The 16,378-nt window shown below is 71.1% G+C and carries 15 protein-coding genes and 1 tRNA gene; 9 read left to right on the top strand and 7 right to left on the bottom strand.

Translation table 11 applies throughout. The features are described 5' to 3' along the window. Positions 1-20: 20 nt before the first annotated feature. Genes ACW5DW_RS16275 through ACW5DW_RS16260 form a run of 4 tightly spaced genes read left to right on the top strand, consistent with a single transcriptional unit; the run spans position 21 to position 3,565 of the window. Positions 21-152 carry a hypothetical protein gene (locus ACW5DW_RS16275; protein ID WP_457020327.1) on the top strand — a complete coding sequence of 44 codons (132 nt, stop codon included), beginning with the start codon at positions 21-23 and terminating at the stop codon, positions 150-152. Next, the gene (locus tag ACW5DW_RS16270) at positions 149-1,678 is read left to right on the top strand and encodes a UbiD family decarboxylase (RefSeq protein ID WP_457020325.1); all 1,530 of its coding nucleotides are present in this window, start codon (positions 149-151) and stop codon (positions 1,676-1,678) included. The genes ACW5DW_RS16275 and ACW5DW_RS16270 overlap by 4 nt, the downstream gene beginning before the upstream one ends. Next, on the top strand, positions 1,678-2,676 hold the full coding sequence (gene ubiU / locus ACW5DW_RS16265) for a ubiquinone anaerobic biosynthesis protein UbiU (RefSeq protein ID WP_457020324.1): 999 nt from the start codon (positions 1,678-1,680) through the stop codon (positions 2,674-2,676). Before ACW5DW_RS16270 ends, ubiU begins: the two co-directional genes overlap by 1 nt. A gap of 10 nt (positions 2,677-2,686) precedes the next feature. Continuing rightward, the gene (locus ACW5DW_RS16260; RefSeq protein ID WP_457020322.1) at positions 2,687-3,565 is read left to right on the top strand and encodes a U32 family peptidase; all 879 of its coding nucleotides are present in this window, start codon (positions 2,687-2,689) and stop codon (positions 3,563-3,565) included. Positions 3,566-3,742: 177 nt separating this feature from the next. Here ACW5DW_RS16260 and ACW5DW_RS16255 read toward each other — a convergent pair whose 3' ends face one another. From ACW5DW_RS16255 to ACW5DW_RS16235, 5 genes are all read right to left on the bottom strand, one after another. Next, positions 3,743-5,212: an L-aspartate oxidase gene (locus ACW5DW_RS16255; RefSeq protein ID WP_457020320.1), complete on the bottom strand. Its 1,470-nt coding sequence runs from the start codon at positions 5,210-5,212 to the stop codon at positions 3,743-3,745. Beyond that, complete coding sequence (gene nadA, locus ACW5DW_RS16250; protein WP_457020318.1) at positions 5,209-6,234, bottom strand: quinolinate synthase NadA; 1,026 nt, start codon at positions 6,232-6,234, stop codon at positions 5,209-5,211. Before nadA ends, ACW5DW_RS16255 begins: the two co-directional genes overlap by 4 nt. Then, positions 6,227-7,087, bottom strand: coding sequence for a ubiquinone anaerobic biosynthesis accessory factor UbiT (gene ubiT / locus ACW5DW_RS16245; RefSeq protein ID WP_457020317.1), 861 nt, complete (start codon positions 7,085-7,087; stop codon positions 6,227-6,229). Before ubiT ends, nadA begins: the two co-directional genes overlap by 8 nt. A 312-nt stretch (positions 7,088-7,399) precedes the next feature. After that, positions 7,400-7,813: a putative zinc-binding protein gene (locus ACW5DW_RS16240; RefSeq protein ID WP_457020316.1), complete on the bottom strand. Its 414-nt coding sequence runs from the start codon at positions 7,811-7,813 to the stop codon at positions 7,400-7,402. Positions 7,814-7,920: 107 nt separating this feature from the next. Continuing rightward, on the bottom strand, positions 7,921-9,891 hold the full coding sequence (locus ACW5DW_RS16235; RefSeq protein ID WP_457020314.1) for a pyridoxal phosphate-dependent decarboxylase family protein: 1,971 nt from the start codon (positions 9,889-9,891) through the stop codon (positions 7,921-7,923). A gap of 414 nt (positions 9,892-10,305) precedes the next feature. On the opposite strand from ACW5DW_RS16235, the gene ACW5DW_RS16230 reads away from it, so the two are divergent. Both ACW5DW_RS16230 and ACW5DW_RS16225 read left to right on the top strand, forming a co-directional pair. Continuing rightward, the gene (locus ACW5DW_RS16230) at positions 10,306-11,583 is read left to right on the top strand and encodes a beta-ketoacyl-[acyl-carrier-protein] synthase family protein (protein ID WP_457020312.1); all 1,278 of its coding nucleotides are present in this window, start codon (positions 10,306-10,308) and stop codon (positions 11,581-11,583) included. Further along, the gene (locus ACW5DW_RS16225) at positions 11,568-12,485 is read left to right on the top strand and encodes a crotonase/enoyl-CoA hydratase family protein (protein ID WP_457020311.1); all 918 of its coding nucleotides are present in this window, start codon (positions 11,568-11,570) and stop codon (positions 12,483-12,485) included. Before ACW5DW_RS16230 ends, ACW5DW_RS16225 begins: the two co-directional genes overlap by 16 nt. Positions 12,486-12,609: 124 nt before the next feature. Here the strand turns inward: ACW5DW_RS16225 and ACW5DW_RS16220 are convergent, their stop codons facing one another. Then, a complete protein-coding gene (locus ACW5DW_RS16220) occupies positions 12,610-14,709 on the bottom strand; it encodes an ATP-binding protein (RefSeq protein WP_457020309.1) in 2,100 nt (699 codons plus the stop codon). Positions 14,710-14,816: 107 nt separating this feature from the next. Between ACW5DW_RS16220 and ACW5DW_RS16215 the strand changes: the two genes are divergently transcribed. Then, positions 14,817-15,068: an acyl carrier protein gene (locus ACW5DW_RS16215; protein WP_457020308.1), complete on the top strand. Its 252-nt coding sequence runs from the start codon at positions 14,817-14,819 to the stop codon at positions 15,066-15,068. A 131-nt stretch (positions 15,069-15,199) separates the two neighbouring features. Here ACW5DW_RS16215 and ACW5DW_RS16210 read toward each other — a convergent pair. After that, positions 15,200-15,276, bottom strand: a tRNA-Met gene (locus tag ACW5DW_RS16210). A gap of 134 nt (positions 15,277-15,410) precedes the next feature. On the opposite strand from ACW5DW_RS16210, the gene ACW5DW_RS16205 reads away from it, so the two are divergent. Both ACW5DW_RS16205 and ACW5DW_RS16200 read left to right on the top strand, forming a co-directional pair. After that, a complete protein-coding gene (locus ACW5DW_RS16205) occupies positions 15,411-16,010 on the top strand; it encodes an RNA pyrophosphohydrolase (protein WP_457020307.1) in 600 nt (199 codons plus the stop codon). A gap of 77 nt (positions 16,011-16,087) precedes the next feature. After that, positions 16,088-16,297, top strand: coding sequence for a bacterioferritin-associated ferredoxin (locus ACW5DW_RS16200; protein WP_457020306.1), 210 nt, complete (start codon positions 16,088-16,090; stop codon positions 16,295-16,297). The last annotated feature ends 81 nt before the right edge of the window (positions 16,298-16,378 follow it).

Here is a 16,378-nt window from a genome sequence, read left to right as displayed (position 1 = left end):
GAATGCGGGGCGACTGGGGAATGAAGCCGAACAAGCCGGGCGTGCCTTGCGTCGGGATGGGCGCGGCGCGCGGCATCCTTGACTGGAACGTGCCGGATGCGGCGGCGCCTGTCCGCGCCGTGCGCGCGTCCGGTGGCGACGGCGGGGCATGAGCTTCCACGACCTGCGCGGTTTTCTCGATCGCCTGTCCGCGCGCGGCGACCTGCTGCAGATCGATGCGCCGGTCGATCCGGTGCTCGAAAGCACGGCCCTGTGCCTGCGTGCGCAGCGCGAACAGGGTCCGGCGCTGCTGATGCGCCAGCCCACCGGCTCGAGTCACGCGCTGCTCGGCAACCTGTTCGGCCATCGGCGCCGCATCGAGCTGGCGCTGGGCGACCGGCCGCTGTCGTCATTGCGCGAGCTGGGCCAGCTGCTGGCACGGCTGAAGGAACCTGACTGGCCGGGCTCGATGCGCGAGGCGCTGGCCGCGTGGCCGGGGCTGGCGCAGCTGGCGCATGCGGCGCCCCGGCGCGTGCACGAGGCCGCGTTCTGCGAGCAGGTGTTCGAGCGCGACGAGATCGACCTGTCGCGCCTGCCGATCCAGCACTGCTGGCCGGGCGACGTCGACCGCCTGCTCACCTTCGGCCTGGTCGTCACCCGCGGACCGCAGCGGCGGCGCCAGAACGTGGCGATCTACCGCCAGCAACCGATCGGACGCAATCGCCTGATCATGCGCTGGCTACCGCACCGCGGCGGCGCACTCGATTACGCAGCCTGGCGCCAGCAGCATCCCGACCGCCCGTTCCCGGTGCTGGTGGCGATCGGCGCCGATCCGGCCACGATGCTTGCGGCGGTCGCGCCGATCCCGGACACCATGTCCGAATACGAGTTCGCCGGACTGCTGCGCGGCGAACGCACCCGCGTCTGGCACAGCGCGGCCACCGGGCTGGATGCACCGGCCGGTGCCGAGATCCTGCTCGAGGGCTTCATCCATCCCGGCGACACCGCGCTGGAGGGGCCGTTCGGCGACCACACCGGCTACTACAACGCGCAGGGCACGTTCCCGGTGCTGACGGTGGAACGCATGCGCATGCGCCACGACGCGATCTACCACGGCAGCTACATGGGGCGCGCGCCGTTCGACGAACCGTCGGTGCTGTCGATGGCGCTCAACGACGTGTTCGTGCCGATCCTGCAGCGGGTGTTTCCGGAGATCATCGACTTCCACCTGCCGCCGGAAGCCTGCTCGTACCGCATCGCGGTGGTGTCGATCCGCAAGCAGTACGCCGGCCATGCGCGGCGCGTGATGATGGCGGTCTGGTCGTACCTGCGCCAGTTCACCTACACCAAGTTCGTGATCGTCACCGACGAGGACATCGACGTGCGCGACTGGGGGCAGGTGCTGTGGGCGCTGTCCACGCGCGTGGACCCGGCGCGCGACATGCTGCTGGTCGAGAACACGCCGATCGACTATCTCGACTTCGCCTCGCCCGTCGCCGGCCTGGGCTCCAAGCTCGGGCTCGACGCCACCCGCAAATGGCCGGGCGAATCGGACCGCGAATGGGGCCGTCCGATCCAGCTGGATGCAGAGGTGGAGCGGCGCGTTGATGCGCTGTGGTCGCAGCTGGGCGCCACCGGACGCGTCGCGGAACCCGCCACGGGGCCGCTGCCTGCCGCAATCAACACAGGGAGTCACTGATGCAACTGGTATGTCCCGCGGGCAACCTGCCTGCACTGCAGGCCGCGATCGACGCGGGCGCCGATGCGGTCTACGCGGGCTTCCGCGACCAGACCAACGCGCGCGCGTTCCCCGGCCTGAACTTCGACGAGCAGGAACTGCGGCGCGGCATCGCCTACGCGCACGCGCGCGGCCGCAAGGTGTACCTGGCGCTCAACACCTATCCCGACAGCGTGCGCCTGCCGTACTGGCAGGCCGCGGTCGACCATGCCGCCGAGCTGCGTGTGGACGCGATCATCGCCGCGGAGATGGCGGTGCTCGACTACGCCTGCCGCACGCATCCGGCGCTGGCCCGGCACCTGTCGGTGCAGGGTTCGGCCACCACCGCGCCGGCGCTGAAGTACGCGTACGAGCGCTTCGGCATCGTCCGCGCGGTGCTGCCGCGTGTGCTGGCGCTGCAGCAGGTGGAGCGCCTGTGCGCGGCTTCGCCGGTGCCGCTGGAGGTGTTCGCCTTCGGCAGCCTGTGCATCATGGTCGAGGGCCGCTGCCAGCTGTCGAGCTACGTCACCGGCGTCTCGCCCAACCGCCACGGCGTGTGTTCGCCGGCCAGCTTCGTGCGCTGGGACGAGCATCCGGACAACAGCCGCAGCGTGCGCTTGAACGGCATGCTGATCGACCGCTTCGGCGAAGCCGAGCCGGCCGGCTATCCCACGGTGTGCAAGGGCCGCTACGCCGTGGGCGGCGAGGTGTTCCACGCGCTCGAGGAACCGACCAGCCTCAACACCCTGGAGCTGCTGCCGAGGCTGGCCGAGGCCGGGGTGGTGGCGCTGAAGATCGAGGGCCGCCAGCGCGGCGTGGCCTACGTGCGCGCGGTGACCTCCACCTGGCGCCAGGCGATCGACCGCTACCGCGCCGATCCGCAGCGCTGGACCACCGAGACCGCCTGGCAGCAGGCGCTGGCCGCACACGCCGAGGGCCAGCAGACCACGCTGGGCCCCTACCACCGCGCCTGGCATTGAGGAGGCATCGATGAAGCTGAGCCTGGGGCCGCCGCAGTACTTCTGGCCGCGCGAGCGCACGCTCGCGTTCTATCGCGACGTCGCCGGCTGGCCGGTGGACATCGTCTATCTGGGGGAAACGATCTGCAGCAAGCGCCGCGAGCTGCGCCTGCAGGACTGGCTGGCGATCGCGCACGAGCTCGCCGCCGCCGGCAAGGAGGTGGTGCTCTCGACGCTGGCATTGATCGAGGCCGAATCGGAGCTGGGTGTTCTGCGCCGCCAGGTCGGCAACGGCACGTTCCGGATCGAGGCCAACGACCTGTCGGCGGTGCAGGTGTGCCGCGAGCAGGGGCTGCCCTTCGTCGGTGGACCGACCCTCAATGTGTACAACCATCGCGCGCTGGCGATGCTGATGGCGGACGGGCTGTACCGCTGGGTGCCCGGCGTCGAACAGGGTCGCACCCTGCTGCAGGAGCTGCGCGAGGCGCTGGAGGGCGACGGCGGCACCATGCCAGAACTGGAGGTGCATGCCTGGGGACGACTGCCGCTGGCGTATTCGGCGCGCTGCTTCACCGCACGCGCGCTGGACCTGCCCAAGGACCAGTGCGGCTTCCGCTGCATCGAGCATCCCGATGGCCTGCCGCTGGCCACCCGCGAGGGCGAGCCGTTCCTGACCATCAACGGCATCCAGATCCAGGGCACCGAGGTGATGGACCTGCTGCCCCAGCGCGACGCGCTGATCGCCTGCGGCGTGGGTGTCCTGCGCATCTCGCCGCAGGCCCACGGCACCGAAGAGGTGCTGGCCCATTTCCGCCAGGGCCTGGCCGCGCCGCAGCCGCCGGCGCCGCTGGGCGCGCACAACGGCTACTGGGACGGACGGCCGGGCAAGGCGACGCTGGCGCAGGCCTGAGCCACGCCGCGGGCGCGCACCGGCGCGGGCCTATTGACCCGGCCAGCCGAAGTTTTGACTCGTGTCATTCCGAACCCGCGCAGCGGGTGAGGAATCTCGTTCTGTCAGGCCCGTGTCGGCGATCGAGATCCCTCACCCGCGGTTCGGGATGGCAAGTTCAAACATCGTGTGGCCGGATCAACAGGCAGGGGCGTCACTGCGGCTATGCGCACCGAGGCTGCCGTTGCGGTGCAGCGCCGCGTCCAGCAGCCGCAGCGCCAGCCCGCCCTGCCAGCCGTAATCGGCCGCATCGGCGTGCAGCAGGTGCGCGGCCACGGTCAGGCCGATGCCGTCGCGGACCGGCCCGCAGGCGCTCCACAGCAGGCTGCGCAGGCGCGCGAGTGCGTCGGCGTCCGCCGCCGGGCCGGCGCTGGCCCAGGCGAACGCGCCGCTGCGCTCCATCGCCGGCCAGGTGTCTTCCGCGCCCAGCAGCCGGCCCAGCCGGCGGCCGAAGACCAGGCCTTCGAGCAATGAGTTGCTGGCCAGCCGGTTGGCCCCGTGCACCCGGTTGCAGGCGACCTCGCCGACCGCGTACAGGCCAGGCACCGTGGTGCGGCCATCGCGGTCGGTGGCCAGGCCGCCCATGTGGAAGTGCGCGGCGGGCGTGATCGGGATCGGCTGCCGGGTCGGGTCGATGCCGTGCGTGCGGCAGGCCGCGTACACGGTGGGAAAGCGCGCCGGCCAGGCGTCGCCGAGGGCGGTGGCGTCGAGCCACGCGCCGCCGTGGCGCTGCAGCTCGCGGCAGACGCGACGCGCGACCAGATCGCGCGGGGCAAGGTCGGCCAACGGATGCAGGCCGGCCATGAACGCCTCGCCGCGGCCGTTGCACAGGCGCGCGCCGGCGCCGCGCAGGGCTTCGGTGACCAGCGGCAGCGGCTGGCCGTCGCGGCGGGCACCGGGCACGGCCAGCGCGGTGGGATGGAACTGCACGAACTCCAGGTCGCGCCCGGCGGCACCGGCCGCCAGGCCCAGCGCCAGGCCATTGCCGTCGGCGCCGGCCGGATTGGTGCTGGCGGCAAACAACGCGCCCAGCCCGCCGGTGGCCAGCACCACGCCGCTGGCTTCGAGCGGCGCGATCGTGCCCCGCGCGTCGCGCACCCGCAGGCCGGCGACGGCGCCGCCGCGCAGCAACAGCGCCTCCGCGTGCTGGCCTTCGCGCAGTTCGACGTGCGCGGACGTGCGCGTCGCCCGCAGCAGGGTGCGCAGCAGCGCCGCGCCGCTGGCATCACCGCCGGCGTGCACGATGCGGTCGGCGTGGTGGCCACCCTCGCGGCCCAGGCGCAGGCGGCCGTCGTCGTGGTCGAAGACCAGGCCCAGCGACTGCAGCCAGGCGATCGCCGCCGGTGCCTGCCGTGCCAGGTAGCGCACCGTGGCGGCATCGTTGTGCGCGGCGCCGGCCACCAGGGTGTCGCGGACATGCGCGGCCGGCGAATCGCCGGGGCCGATCGCCGCTGCGATCCCGCCCTGGGCCAGGGCGCTCGCGCTGCCCGCACCCTCGCGTCCGCGCGCGAGCACCAGCACTGGCCGTGGTGCGGCGGCCAGGGCGACCGACAGCCCGGCGACGCCGGCGCCGACCACCACCAGCGGCGCGCAGGCCCCGGCGCTCACACCCGGTCGCGCCGGCCCACCGCCAGCATCCGCTCCAGCGCGGTGCGGGCACGCGCTGCGATGTCCGCCGGCACCTGCACCTCGTGCCTGAGATCGCGCAGGCAGGCGTGGATGCCGGGCAGGGTGATCCGCTTCATGTGCGGGCACAGGTTGCAGGGCTTGATGAACTCGATCTGCGGGAAACGCGCGCGCAGGTTGTCGGCCATCGAGCATTCGGTGATCAGCGCCACGCGCGCAGGCCGCTCACGCTCCAGCCACGCGCCCATCGCCGTGGTCGAGCCGACGAAGTCGGCCTCGTCCTGCACCTCCGGCGGACATTCGGGGTGCGCGACCAGGCGCGCATCGAAGCGCTCGCGCGCGTGCCGCGCCTGCTGCGCGGTGAACTGCTCGTGGACCTCGCAGCGACCGTCCCACAGCACCAGTTCGATGCCGGTCTGCAGGGCCACGTGGCGGCCGAGGAAGGCATCGGGCAGGAAGATCACCCTGTCGGCGCCGAACTGCGCGGCCATCGCCTCGACCACCTGCGCGGCATTGGCCGAGGTGCAGCAGGCGTCCGATTCGGCCTTCACCGCGGCGCTGGTGTTGACGTAACTCACCACCGGCGTGTCGGGGTGGCGGCGGCGCAGCTCGCGCACGTCGGCGGCGGTGATCGAGGCGGCGAGCGAGCAACCGGCTTCGGGATCGGGGATCAGCACGGTCTTGTCCGGCGCCAGGATCTTCGCGCTCTCGGCCATGAAGTGCACGCCGGCCAGCACGATCAGCTGCGCCTCGCAGTCGGCCGCGGCCTGGGCCAGGGCCAGCGAATCGCCGGTCACGTCGGCCACGCCGTGGAAGATTTCCGGCGACTGGTAGCTGTGCGCCATGATCACCGCGCCACGCTCGCGCTTGAGGGTGTTGATCGCGTCGATCCACGGCAGGTGCAGCGGCCATTCCAGGCAGGGCAGCAGCGGCTCCAGGCGCGCGCCGAGTTCGGCGTACGCCGATTCCAGTTCCGGGCGCCAGCGCGGTGCGGTGTCAGCCATTGCGGGCCTGCCGTGCGGCACGGGCGAAGCGGGCGCCGCGATGCAGGACGATGCGCAGCGCCAGCGGCACCGCTTCCCAGGGCATGCGGTCGAGCAGGTTGCGCACGGTCAGGCCGAGTTCGGTGTCGCCGGTGAGCACCAGCCTGCGCTGGAAGAACAGCGTGTCGGCGTCCTCCAGGCGCGCCGCCAGCAGCAGCAGGTCGGTCGCGCTGCCGCGCACGGTGGCTTCGGCCGGTGCGTCCACCACATGCAGGCGCCCGTCGCGCCACTCCAGGACGCAGCGCTGTCCCAGGTCCACCACCTCGATGCCCAGGCGGCGGCCGGCGAGTTGGTCCAGCGCGCTGCCGATGTGTTCCGGTGCCAGCGCCTGCGACAGGGCGCGGGCCACAATCCGGTCGCGCAGCGGCGCAGGCGCGAGTCGCAGCAGCGGACGCCAGCGGGCGGGTGGCGGGATCAGGCGCAGCAGGGCGTGGGATCGGGTCATGGTGGGGTCGCTTGTGGCAGTGGGGATGGCACGGCACGCCGCCGCGCGGGTGGCGTGGACGTCCTGCTGGTGCAGGGCATCGGTGAACAGGAAGGAGGCCAGGCCGTCGGCGGTCCCGGCCGACACGTGCAGGCGCCGCGCGAGCCTGCGCGCGCGCAGGCGCACCTGCGACTCGCGCGCTTCGTCGCGCAGCGGACGTCCAAGCGCACGCTTCTGTCGTCCGGCCGCCGCCGACATCAGCCGGCGCAGCGCCAGCAACCCGAGCATGCCGTCATCGACCCGGTCGATGCCGTGGCGCGCGCAGGCCAGCAGCAGCGACGCCAGGGGCGGGTTGATCGGCAGTGGCGAGGCAGGCGATGGCTGGTGCATGGGACCCCGGGTGATCGATTTGGATGTCGCTCTTGCCGCGTCCTGCTCCCTCCCCCGCCCGCGGGACAGGGCGGGGGCACTCTCGCCGGAAGGGTGCCGGCTTCGCGCGTCACGCACCCCCATCCCAGCCTTCCCCCGCTTGCGGGGGAAGGGGCCCAAGCGGTGCTGCGCCCCTGTCCGCGGCAGAAGCGGCCCGCCTTGCTCCCTCCCCCGCATCGCGGGGGAGGGTTGGGGTGGGGGCGCTCTTTGCCGGAAGCGGGTTCGCAGTCGCGCAGGCTATCGGTGCCGCCAGCCGTCCCGCGCTGATCCAGGTCAAGCGCCTGCCGGTGCCGGAGGAGTGTCGTCGCCAGCGCCGGGACGCAGCGCGCGCGCGGCGGGCAGCACCTCGGCCTCGAACACCGCGCGCGCCTGCGCCTGGTCGAAATCCGCATGCCTGCGCTTGGCCACGCCATAGTCCGACAGCGTGAGGTGCGCGTCGGCCTGTACGCCGGCCTGCGCCAGGCAGGCGCTCACGCAGTGCAGCACGCAGCCGTCCAGCGCCAGGATCGGCCGGCCCGCCTGCGCGGTGCGCACCAGGCCGGTGACGCCGCCGCCGACGCCGGCGATGCACGACATCTCGGCCGCGCCCTCGCGGTCGAGCCACAGCGCCAGCTGGTTGGCCATCTGCGCGGCGCTGGAGCAACCCGAGCACGAATACACCAGCGGTGGCTTGGCCTTCCTGGACATGTCGGTCTCCCCGTTCGGCAGGCAGGCGCCCGCGGTGCGCGGCGGCGCTGGTGCCCGCGCCTGGTCGCGGCGGCGCACCGCGTCGGCATCGTGGTGCAAGGCATCCGCTACGACGCCGGCAGCAGCGCCCGCAGCCGCGCCTGCAGGTGTTCGAAGTAGCGGTCGATGTAGCTGATGCCGTTCTCGCGGTCGATCAGATAGGGGTTCATCAGCGTGTGGCGCAGGATCACCAGGCGGCCGCCGTCGTCGCCCTCGTCGCCGCTGGCCGGATCGATCCCGAGCGCGCCGAGGATGCCCTGCATGTCCTGCTCGCCGACCACGTCGCGCCGCAGCGTGGTGATCGAGGCGAAGAACTGCTTGAGCTGCAACGGCTGGCCGGGATCGCTACGCAGCTCGTCGTGGAGCTGGCGCACGAGGACGTTGGCGCGGGCGAGTTCGCGGTTGCCGCGCGGATTGAGCGCCAGGCAGACCAGGTTGCTGTCCGGTGGGAACGGCACCACCGCCGCCACGGTGCCTGCCATCTCCACGGCGAAACGCTGCGCGCGCGCCTGGAAGGCTTCCGCGGCAAGCACGGTCTGGCGCGGCAGCAGGCCGAAGTTGGCGTGGTCGAGTGGCAGCACGCGATGGCTCACGTACACCGCGGCCGCCATCGCACCGGACTTGGAGCCTTCCGGGATGAGCTGCCCGAGCTGCCGGTAGCGGGTCGCGTAGTCGTCGGCCTCACCGCTGTGGAACACGTAGTCGGCCGCCTCGGCCAGCAGCGGCATCGCGCGCTGGTCGCGGCAGATGAAGGCGCCGGCGCCGTAGGGCAGGTAGCCGAGCTTGTGCGGATCGACGGTGACCGAATCGACCTCGGCCAGCGCCGCGAATGCGGCGTGCACCGCCGGCTGCGGGAATTCGTCGAAACCCTGCCGCACCTCGTGCAGCGGGCGCAGGCTGCCATCGGCATTGCGGAACAGGGTGGTCAGGTAACCGCCCCAGGCGGCGTCCACGTGCACGCTGAAGCCCAGGCCGCGCGCCTGCGCGCGCCGGCGTGCGGCCACCACGGCGTCGACCGGATCGATCGTGCCGTACTCGGTGGTACCCAGCACGGCGACGGCCGCCAGCACGGGCTGGCGTTCGCGCGCGCACTGCAGGAGCGTCCCCTCCAGCGCATCGGCATCCAGGCGCATGCCGCGCGTGGGCAGCAGGCGCAGCTGGTCGCGTCCGAGGCCCAGCATCTTCAGGCCCTTGCTCCACGAGTAGTGGGCGGTGATCGGCGCCAGCACCAGCGGCACGCGCAGGTCGCGATGGCGTCCGAAGAATTCCGCCAGCCCCAGTTGTTCGACGCGCTGCGCCTGCACCCGCCCGCTCCAGCGCGCGCGATCGGCGGCGGGCTGCGTGGCCAGCCACTGCCGCCACTGCGAGAACAGCGCGATGCCGGCTTCGGGTGAAAGGTTGAACGCCTGCCAGTCGTCCTCCGGCAGCGCCATGTCCGGCACGGCGGCCGCGCGCAACGCCACCGGGAACGCCTTCAGCGCCAGCGCCAGCCGCAGCGACTGGTAGTTGGCCAGGGTGCCGCCGGAGGTCAGGTGCCCGAACGCGCAGTCCGGCCGCGCCGGATCGTCCGGCCAGCCGAGCATGCGCGCCAGCTGCAGGCCGACCTGCATTTCCAGCTGCAGGGTCACCGGCGCAGCGTCGCCGCTGACGTTGTTGGGGTTGTAGGGCAGGGTCAGGATCTGCGCCGCCAGCCCCGGCAGCAGCAGGTCCGACACCATGTGGCCGATGTAGCGCGGGCTGTGGAAGGGCACCGAACGCTTGAGCGCGGCCGAGAGCTGGTGCAGCTCGCGCCGCGTCCTGGCCTCGAAGGCCTGGTAGTCCGGATGCTGCGCGGCGCGGGTGGGGATTGCCGGCGGATCCTCGGGATGGAAGTTGCGCCGCCAGTGCACGTGGTCGCGCAGGAACTCCACCACCAGCCGCTCCAGCAGCGTGTCGTTCTCGGCGTAGGGGCCGAGGAAGCAGGCGTCGAGCATGCGCTGCCCGTCCGCCGGCGGAACGTCGGCGGGGGAGGGCGTCATGAGGAAGGGGGCTGGCTGCATGGGGCGAGCCTAGCGGCCGGTGGCCAGGCGCCCCATGACCCAGATCAACCCGCCTGCGGGGCAGGCGCGGCAATGCGGCCGCAGGTCGGCGGGGAATACGATGGTCAGCGTGCGCAGTCGCCAGTGGCCAGGGGCCGGGCGGCGCCGGGCCGTGCGCGCGTCGTGCCGCCTCGAGCGCCGCGACCGGTGCGCCTGGAGCTGCACCGCCCGCGGTAATGGCGAAACGGGATGAAGCCTGCCCGATGGCAAGGTGCGCCGTCGCAGCGCGTCATGCACCAGCTAGTGTGCCGTCTACCGCCGTCGCGGTTTTCGGTGATACCGTCACGACGCGCATAGTGCTTATGGATCCGGGCGCGCTGGGAACAGGGAAGACTATCTGGTGCGTCCCGAGGTCATTGATCGGGATGGACATGCATGGTTATGGAAGATGTCGCGATCACCGGCATGGGCCTTGTTTCGCCCATCGGTTTGAACGTGCCCGAGGCGGAAGCCTCTTTGCGGAACGCCGCCTCCGGTATCCGCCTGTACGAGGCGCCGCCGATCCGCAAGCCGTTCGCGGCGGGCGCGATCCCGGTGCAATTCGAGGAGGAGTTTCCCAGGCTCGAGCGGCCGTTCCTGGACCGCGTCCAGCAGATGGCGATCCTGGCCGCGCGCCAGGCGATCGCGCAGGCGGGGCTTGAGGAATTCTCCAGCTACGGCGAGCGTGCGGGGCTGTACTACGGCAACGTCAACGGCGGCACCGCGACCGGGCTGGAATGGTTCCAGCAGCTGCTGCTCGAGGGCCGGCAGCGCTCGCGGCCGTGGACCTCGATGGCGATCATGGGCAACGGCGGCGGCGCGCAGATCGCGATCCGCCACCGCATCACCGGCCCGGTCATCACCAGCTCCAGCGCCTGCGCGTCCTCGGGTGTGTCGATCGGCGAGGCGGCCCGGGCGATCGCGCGCGGCGACCTCGACATCGCCGTGGCCGGCGGCGCGGAAGGCTCGCTGACCTCGCTGGTGCTGGGCACCTTCGACGGCACGCGGGCGATGTCCGAACCCGACCCTGACGATCCGTCCACCAGTTGCCGTCCATTCTCCAGGCAGCGTACCGGCCTGGTGCTGGGCGAAGGAGCGGCTTTCGTGATCCTGGAAAACGCCAGGCTCGCGCGCGAGCGCGGCGCCACGATCCTGGGTTACCTCAGCGGCTACGCCTGCACCAACGACGCCCACCACATCGGCATGCCCGATTCGCGTGGCCAGATCGCCGCGCTGCGCTCGGCGGTCGCCTCGGCCGGCCTGCAGCCCGCGGACATCGCCTATGTCAACGCCCACGCGACGGCCACCCGCGGTGGCGACGAGATCGAGTCCGCCTCGATCCGGGAGGTCTTCGGTGCCGGCCCTGGCGACGCTGCGGTCTCGTCCACCAAGTCCGTGCACGGCCATCTGCTAGGCGGCGCCAGCGCGCTGGAGCTGGTGCTGACCCTGCTGGCGATGCGGATCGGCATGGCGCCAGCCAGCGCCCATATCGGCGAGCCCGACGCTGCCTGCGCGCTCAACCATGTCGGCCCGGCTCCGCGTGCCATGCCGATCCCGCATGCACTGTCCTTCTCCTGCGGCTTTGGCGGCACCAACGTCGCACTCGTGGTTTCCAGTACCCCCAGGCAATCGCCATCCCGCCCACAAGGAGAGTCCCCATGCACCACGCCCTGACTGCCCCCCGCAACGTCCACACACGTGTCAGCACCCAGTTCCGCCAGCTGGCCGAACGCACGCTGTGGGTCACCGTCGCCCCCGACGCCTCCGGCGTCCACAACTTCACCCCGGCGCTGGTGGAGGAATTCCACGGCCTGATCGACGAGCTGCGGATCCCGGCCGCGGTCGCCGGCGCGATCGGCCACCCGCCCCCGTATGCGGTGATCCAGTCCAGCCATCCGACCTACTTCAGCCAGGGTGGCGACCTGCGCTTCTTCCTGCAGTGCATCAAGCGCCGCGACGTGCAGCAGCTGCGCGAGTATTCGATGCGCTGCCTCGACGCCATCGTCGCCTGGTCGACCGAGTTCAAGGGCAACATGGCCACGATCTCGCTGGTGCAGGGCCGCGCGCTGGGCGGTGGCTTCGAACTGGCGCTGGCCGCCGACCACATCATCGCCGAGGAGCAGAGCAGCTTCGGCTTCCCCGAGATCATGTTCGGCCTGTTCCCCTGCAGCGGCGCGATGGGCCTGCTGTGCGAGCGCATCACGCCCAAGGCCGCCGAGAAGCTGATGACCAACAAGAAGGTCTACAGCGCCGCGCAGCTGCTGGAGATGGGCCTGGTCGACGAGGTCGTGCCGCAGGGCGCGGGCGAGCTGGCGGTGGAGCGCCATATCCGCGAACACGCATCGCGTCGCAAGTCGCGGATGATGGTCCGCCAGGCAGTGCGGCGCACGGCCGGGATCGACTATGCCGAAGGCAGGCGCGTGGTGGAGGACTGGGTGGAGGCGGCGATGCAGCTTTCGGCCGAGGAGGTGCGTGCCATGGAGATGCTGATCCTGATGCAGGCGGGTGAGCCGCCCGCGCCCGCCCCGGTGGCCGATGCCGCACCGGCCACAGCCGCGGTGGCGCGCGTCGCCTGAGTCGGGGTGCCGCGGAACGGCGTGCTTTCCGGATCCAGCTCCCTCCTCCGCTTGCGGCGGAGGGACGGGGCGGGGCCTGCAGCGCATCCCACCTGCAGCCGCCCCACTCCAGCCGGGGCAGCGGTCAGTTGTTCACAGCAAGCTGCGTCGCAAAGGCCAGCCGCAGGTCGTCCAGGGCCTGGCAGCTCCTCGCCACGCAGGCGTCGAGGTCCTCGTGCCAGCGTGGTGCGCTGCCGGTCAGCACGTCGTGGGTCATGGTCATCAGGCGATCGGACAGATGTGCCAGCCGCACCACGCCCAGGCTCAGCGCCACGCCCTTCATCGCATGCGCCTGCTTGTGCAGGCCCGGCAGGTCGGCGCCGTCCAGGGCCTCGGCCAGGGCCTGGTGCAGGGCATGGATGTCGGCGATGCCGTCGGTGATCACCGCATGCAGGAAGTCCGGGCTGTCCTTGATTTCCCGCAGTCCCTCGATCGCGCTCGGGTCCAGGTATTCGACCGGTACCCCGCTGATCGCCACCGCGCCCTGCCGTGGCCGCAGCGGCTCGACCGGCACCGGCCGCGCCTCGTCGGGGAACACGCTGGCAATCGCCTGCCGGATCTTCTCGAACGTCAGCGGCTTGTAGATCACGCCGTTGGCGCCGAGGTCCTCAAGCAGGCGCGTGGTCATCGCCGTCGTGTCGGCGGTGATGAAGAAGGTCGGCGACAGCTGTACCCGGCTGTAGGCATAGGTCTGGTAGACCACCGCACCGTTGACGTCGTCCATGTTGTAGTCGAGGAAGATCACGTCGTAGGTGTTGGCGCTGAGCATCACGATGGCTTCGTGCCCGCTCTCGACCGCCGTGACCTGGTGCCCGTCCTTGAGCAGCATCTCCCTGAGCAGCGAAAGGTTGGTGGCATTGTCGTCGGCCACCAGCACGCGCTTGCCGGCCACGCAAGAGGGCGCGGCGTTGGCGGCCGCCGCCGCCGGGCTGGCGTCGACGGGCATCTGCAGCTCGAAGAAGAAGGTGCTGCCGCGTCCCAGCGCGCTGTCGACCTGCAGCTGGCCGCCCATGCGCCGCACCAGCTCGCTGGCGATCGAGGTGCCCAGGCCCGTGCCGCCGTAGCGGCGCGCCGGTCCGCCCTCGACCTGGAAGAAGGGCTGGAAGATCTTCTCGTGGTGGGCCGGGGCGATGCCGATGCCGGTGTCGGACACGGCGAAGCGCACCCGGTACGCGGTGTCGGTGGTCCCGAGCAGCCGCACCTCCAGCGTCACTGCCCCTTCCTCGGTGAACTTCACCGCATTGCCGGCCAGGTTGGTCAGGATCGACACCAGCTCCTGGTGGCGCCCGAGTACCGGCAGCTTGATCCGCTCGTCGAAATCCAGCTCCACCGAGATCGGTCGCGTGCCGACGATCGAGCGGATCGAGCCCATCACCTGGGTCGCGGTGAAGGCCAGGCTGAAGGGTTCTTCCTCCTGGCGGCGGTCACCGCCGTGCACCGCGATCTTGGACAGGTCGAGCAGCTGCTTGATCTCGGCGTCCAGGGTTGTGGCCAGGCGCTGGATCGAGCGCGCGCGATTCACGGTGCCCGCGTCGGTGGCCTCGACCTCCAGCAGCTGCGCGTCGGCGACGATGCCGGTCAGCGGCGTGCGCAGCTCGTGGCTGACCTTGGCCAGCAGCTGCGACTTGGCGCGGCTGTCGAATTCGGCCGCCTCGCGCGCGGCATTGATGCGCCGGATCAGGCTGGCTGCATACAGCGGCACCACCACCAGCAGCAGCGCGTGCGAGGCCGCGAACAGCAGGTTGTCCTGCCACGTGGGCGAGGCCATCACCACCACGCCAAACCCGGCCAGCGAAAACACCTGGCAGATGTGCATTGCCCGGGTGCCGACGCGGAAGCCGAAGCCGAGCGTGGTGAACAGGTAGAAAGCGACGAAGACCGTCGACGAACCGCCGGCGAAGTACATCCAGGCCGACAGGACCAGCGGATCGATCACCGCGGTGATGACGACCAGGTCGTGGCTGCCCAGCCACTGCGGATGCGCGGCCAGGTAGCGGGCGAGCGCGGCATATCCGACATAGCCGCCCAGCATGCCGACCACCAGTGCATCGGTCGTACTGGACCCGGCGGGGCCGAACCAGTGCACCCCGGCGATGATGATGGCGACCAGCACGCCGAAGCTCAGCCGGAAGTTCGCCTGGGCAATGACGTTCCTGTTCGCTTCGTTGCTGTCGTCCGGCTCCATTACAATGCCCTCAACGTCCCATTGCTGTCGTTCGTCCCGCCGACGGAATCCCTTCACTTCCGGCACGCAGGAACCGGGCCAGCGCGGACATTAGACAGGGGTCCCACGTGGAAAATCCAGCGATTCTGCGGCGCCTGACCGAGATGCTGCAGGAGCGGGTCGGTCCGACCGACGTGCCCATTACCGCACAGACCCGGCTTCAGGAACTGGGCATCGATTCCATCATCCAGGTCGACATCATGCTCGACCTCGAGAGCGAGCTGGATTTCACGTTCAAGAGCATGACCCTGCCGCGCGACCCGACGGTGGAGCAGATCGTGCAGCTGATCCAGGAAACGATAGGCAACCAGTCCGCCTGATCCGGTGGTGGCAGGCGCGCGCCTGGGCCACGCCGCGGGACGCCCGGACAGATCGGAATGCCGCCACGCGCCCGTGCCTGGAGCGGATACGAAAACACCCGCGAGCGAGGCGGGGCGCGGCGTGGATGACGTGGTGGCTATGGGTGGACTCGAACCACCGACCCCAGCATTATGAGTGCTGTGCTCTAACCAGCTGAGCTACATAGCCATCGGCCGCCGCGTGGGCGGCGAGCCGCATATTGTCCGGGGCTGGCGGGGCTGCGTCAACGTCGGGCGGCCGGGCTGTCGTTTTCGTGACAGACGTGGCAGAGTCGGGCGCAGTAGATCTTTGGAGTCCGCATCGTGATCGATCCGGACGGGTATCGCCCCAATGTCGGCATCGTGCTGATGCATCCGGATGGACGCGTCTTCTGGGCGCGGCGGGTGCGGCGGGACGGCTGGCAATTCCCGCAGGGCGGGATGAACAGCGACGAGACGCCCATCGAGGCGATGTACCGCGAGCTGCGCGAGGAGACCGGGCTGCTGCCCGACCACGTGGCGGTGCTCGGGGTGACCCCCGGCTGGCTGCGCTACCGCCTGCCGCGCAACGCGATCCGCCGCAACGACCGGGTGGTATGCATCGGCCAGAAGCAGGTCTGGTTCCTGCTGCAGTTCACCGGGGCCGAGAGCGACCTGCGCCTCGACCTGACCGCCAAGCCCGAGTTTGACAACTGGCGCTGGGTGGATTTCTGGTACCCCATGGAGCACGTGGTGATCTTCAAGCGCGGCGTGTACGCCAGCGCGTTGGGGCACCTTGCGCCGTTTGCGCGGCAGATCGCGGGGGCGGGGGCGATCCCATCGGACGGCATCGAGACCCGCGAACGGCCGGGACGACGCCGGCCGTGGCCGAATGGCGCGGCTGGACAGGCGGCGGGGCGCGATCGGGACCGCGGTCCGGGCTGAGTACGAACGCAGGCGCTATTGACACTCATTCTCATGTGTGGCGGAATGGCGTCCTGCCCCACCAGGTTGTCCGCACCGTGTACGTCTGCATCTGCAATGGGATCACCGACCACGACATCCGCCGCGCTGCCGAAGCCGGCTGCAGCTCGCTCTCCGAGCTGACCATGCGCACCGGCGTCGGTGCCTGCTGCGGCACCTGCGTGGATACCGCCCAGGCCCTGCTCGACGAGGCCCGGCCCGCTTCGGCCCGGCTCGTGGCCCTGCCGCTGGTCGCGCGCGCCGCCTGAGGGGCCTTGGCGTCGGGGCGGCACATGCCGGGCTCCGCCCGCGCTCCTCTCGAGACCCGTTCCCGCGCCTGCGGCAAGACA

This window comes from Luteimonas sp. A482 (genome assembly GCF_054072655.1).
This window is presented reverse-complemented; position numbering and strand designations above follow the sequence as displayed.

Coding starts and splice junctions, on each gene's coding strand:
- ACW5DW_RS16260 (WP_457020322.1), top strand. CDS start 2,687: ATGAAGCTGAGCCTGGGGCCGCCGCAGTACTTCTGGCCGCGCGAGCGC.
- ubiT (WP_457020317.1), bottom strand. CDS start 7,087: ATGCACCAGCCATCGCCTGCCTCGCCACTGCCGATCAACCCGCCCCTG.
- nadA (WP_457020318.1), bottom strand. CDS start 6,234: ATGGCTGACACCGCACCGCGCTGGCGCCCGGAACTGGAATCGGCGTAC.
- ACW5DW_RS16220 (WP_457020309.1), bottom strand. CDS start 14,709: ATGGAGCCGGACGACAGCAACGAAGCGAACAGGAACGTCATTGCCCAG.
- ACW5DW_RS16235 (WP_457020314.1), bottom strand. CDS start 9,891: ATGCAGCCAGCCCCCTTCCTCATGACGCCCTCCCCCGCCGACGTTCCG.
- ACW5DW_RS16270 (WP_457020325.1), top strand. CDS start 149: ATGAGCTTCCACGACCTGCGCGGTTTTCTCGATCGCCTGTCCGCGCGC.
- ACW5DW_RS16275 (WP_457020327.1), top strand. CDS start 21: ATGAAGCCGAACAAGCCGGGCGTGCCTTGCGTCGGGATGGGCGCGGCG.
- ACW5DW_RS16225 (WP_457020311.1), top strand. CDS start 11,568: ATGCACCACGCCCTGACTGCCCCCCGCAACGTCCACACACGTGTCAGC.
- ACW5DW_RS16240 (WP_457020316.1), bottom strand. CDS start 7,813: ATGTCCAGGAAGGCCAAGCCACCGCTGGTGTATTCGTGCTCGGGTTGC.
- ubiU (WP_457020324.1), top strand. CDS start 1,678: ATGCAACTGGTATGTCCCGCGGGCAACCTGCCTGCACTGCAGGCCGCG.
- ACW5DW_RS16230 (WP_457020312.1), top strand. CDS start 10,306: ATGGTTATGGAAGATGTCGCGATCACCGGCATGGGCCTTGTTTCGCCC.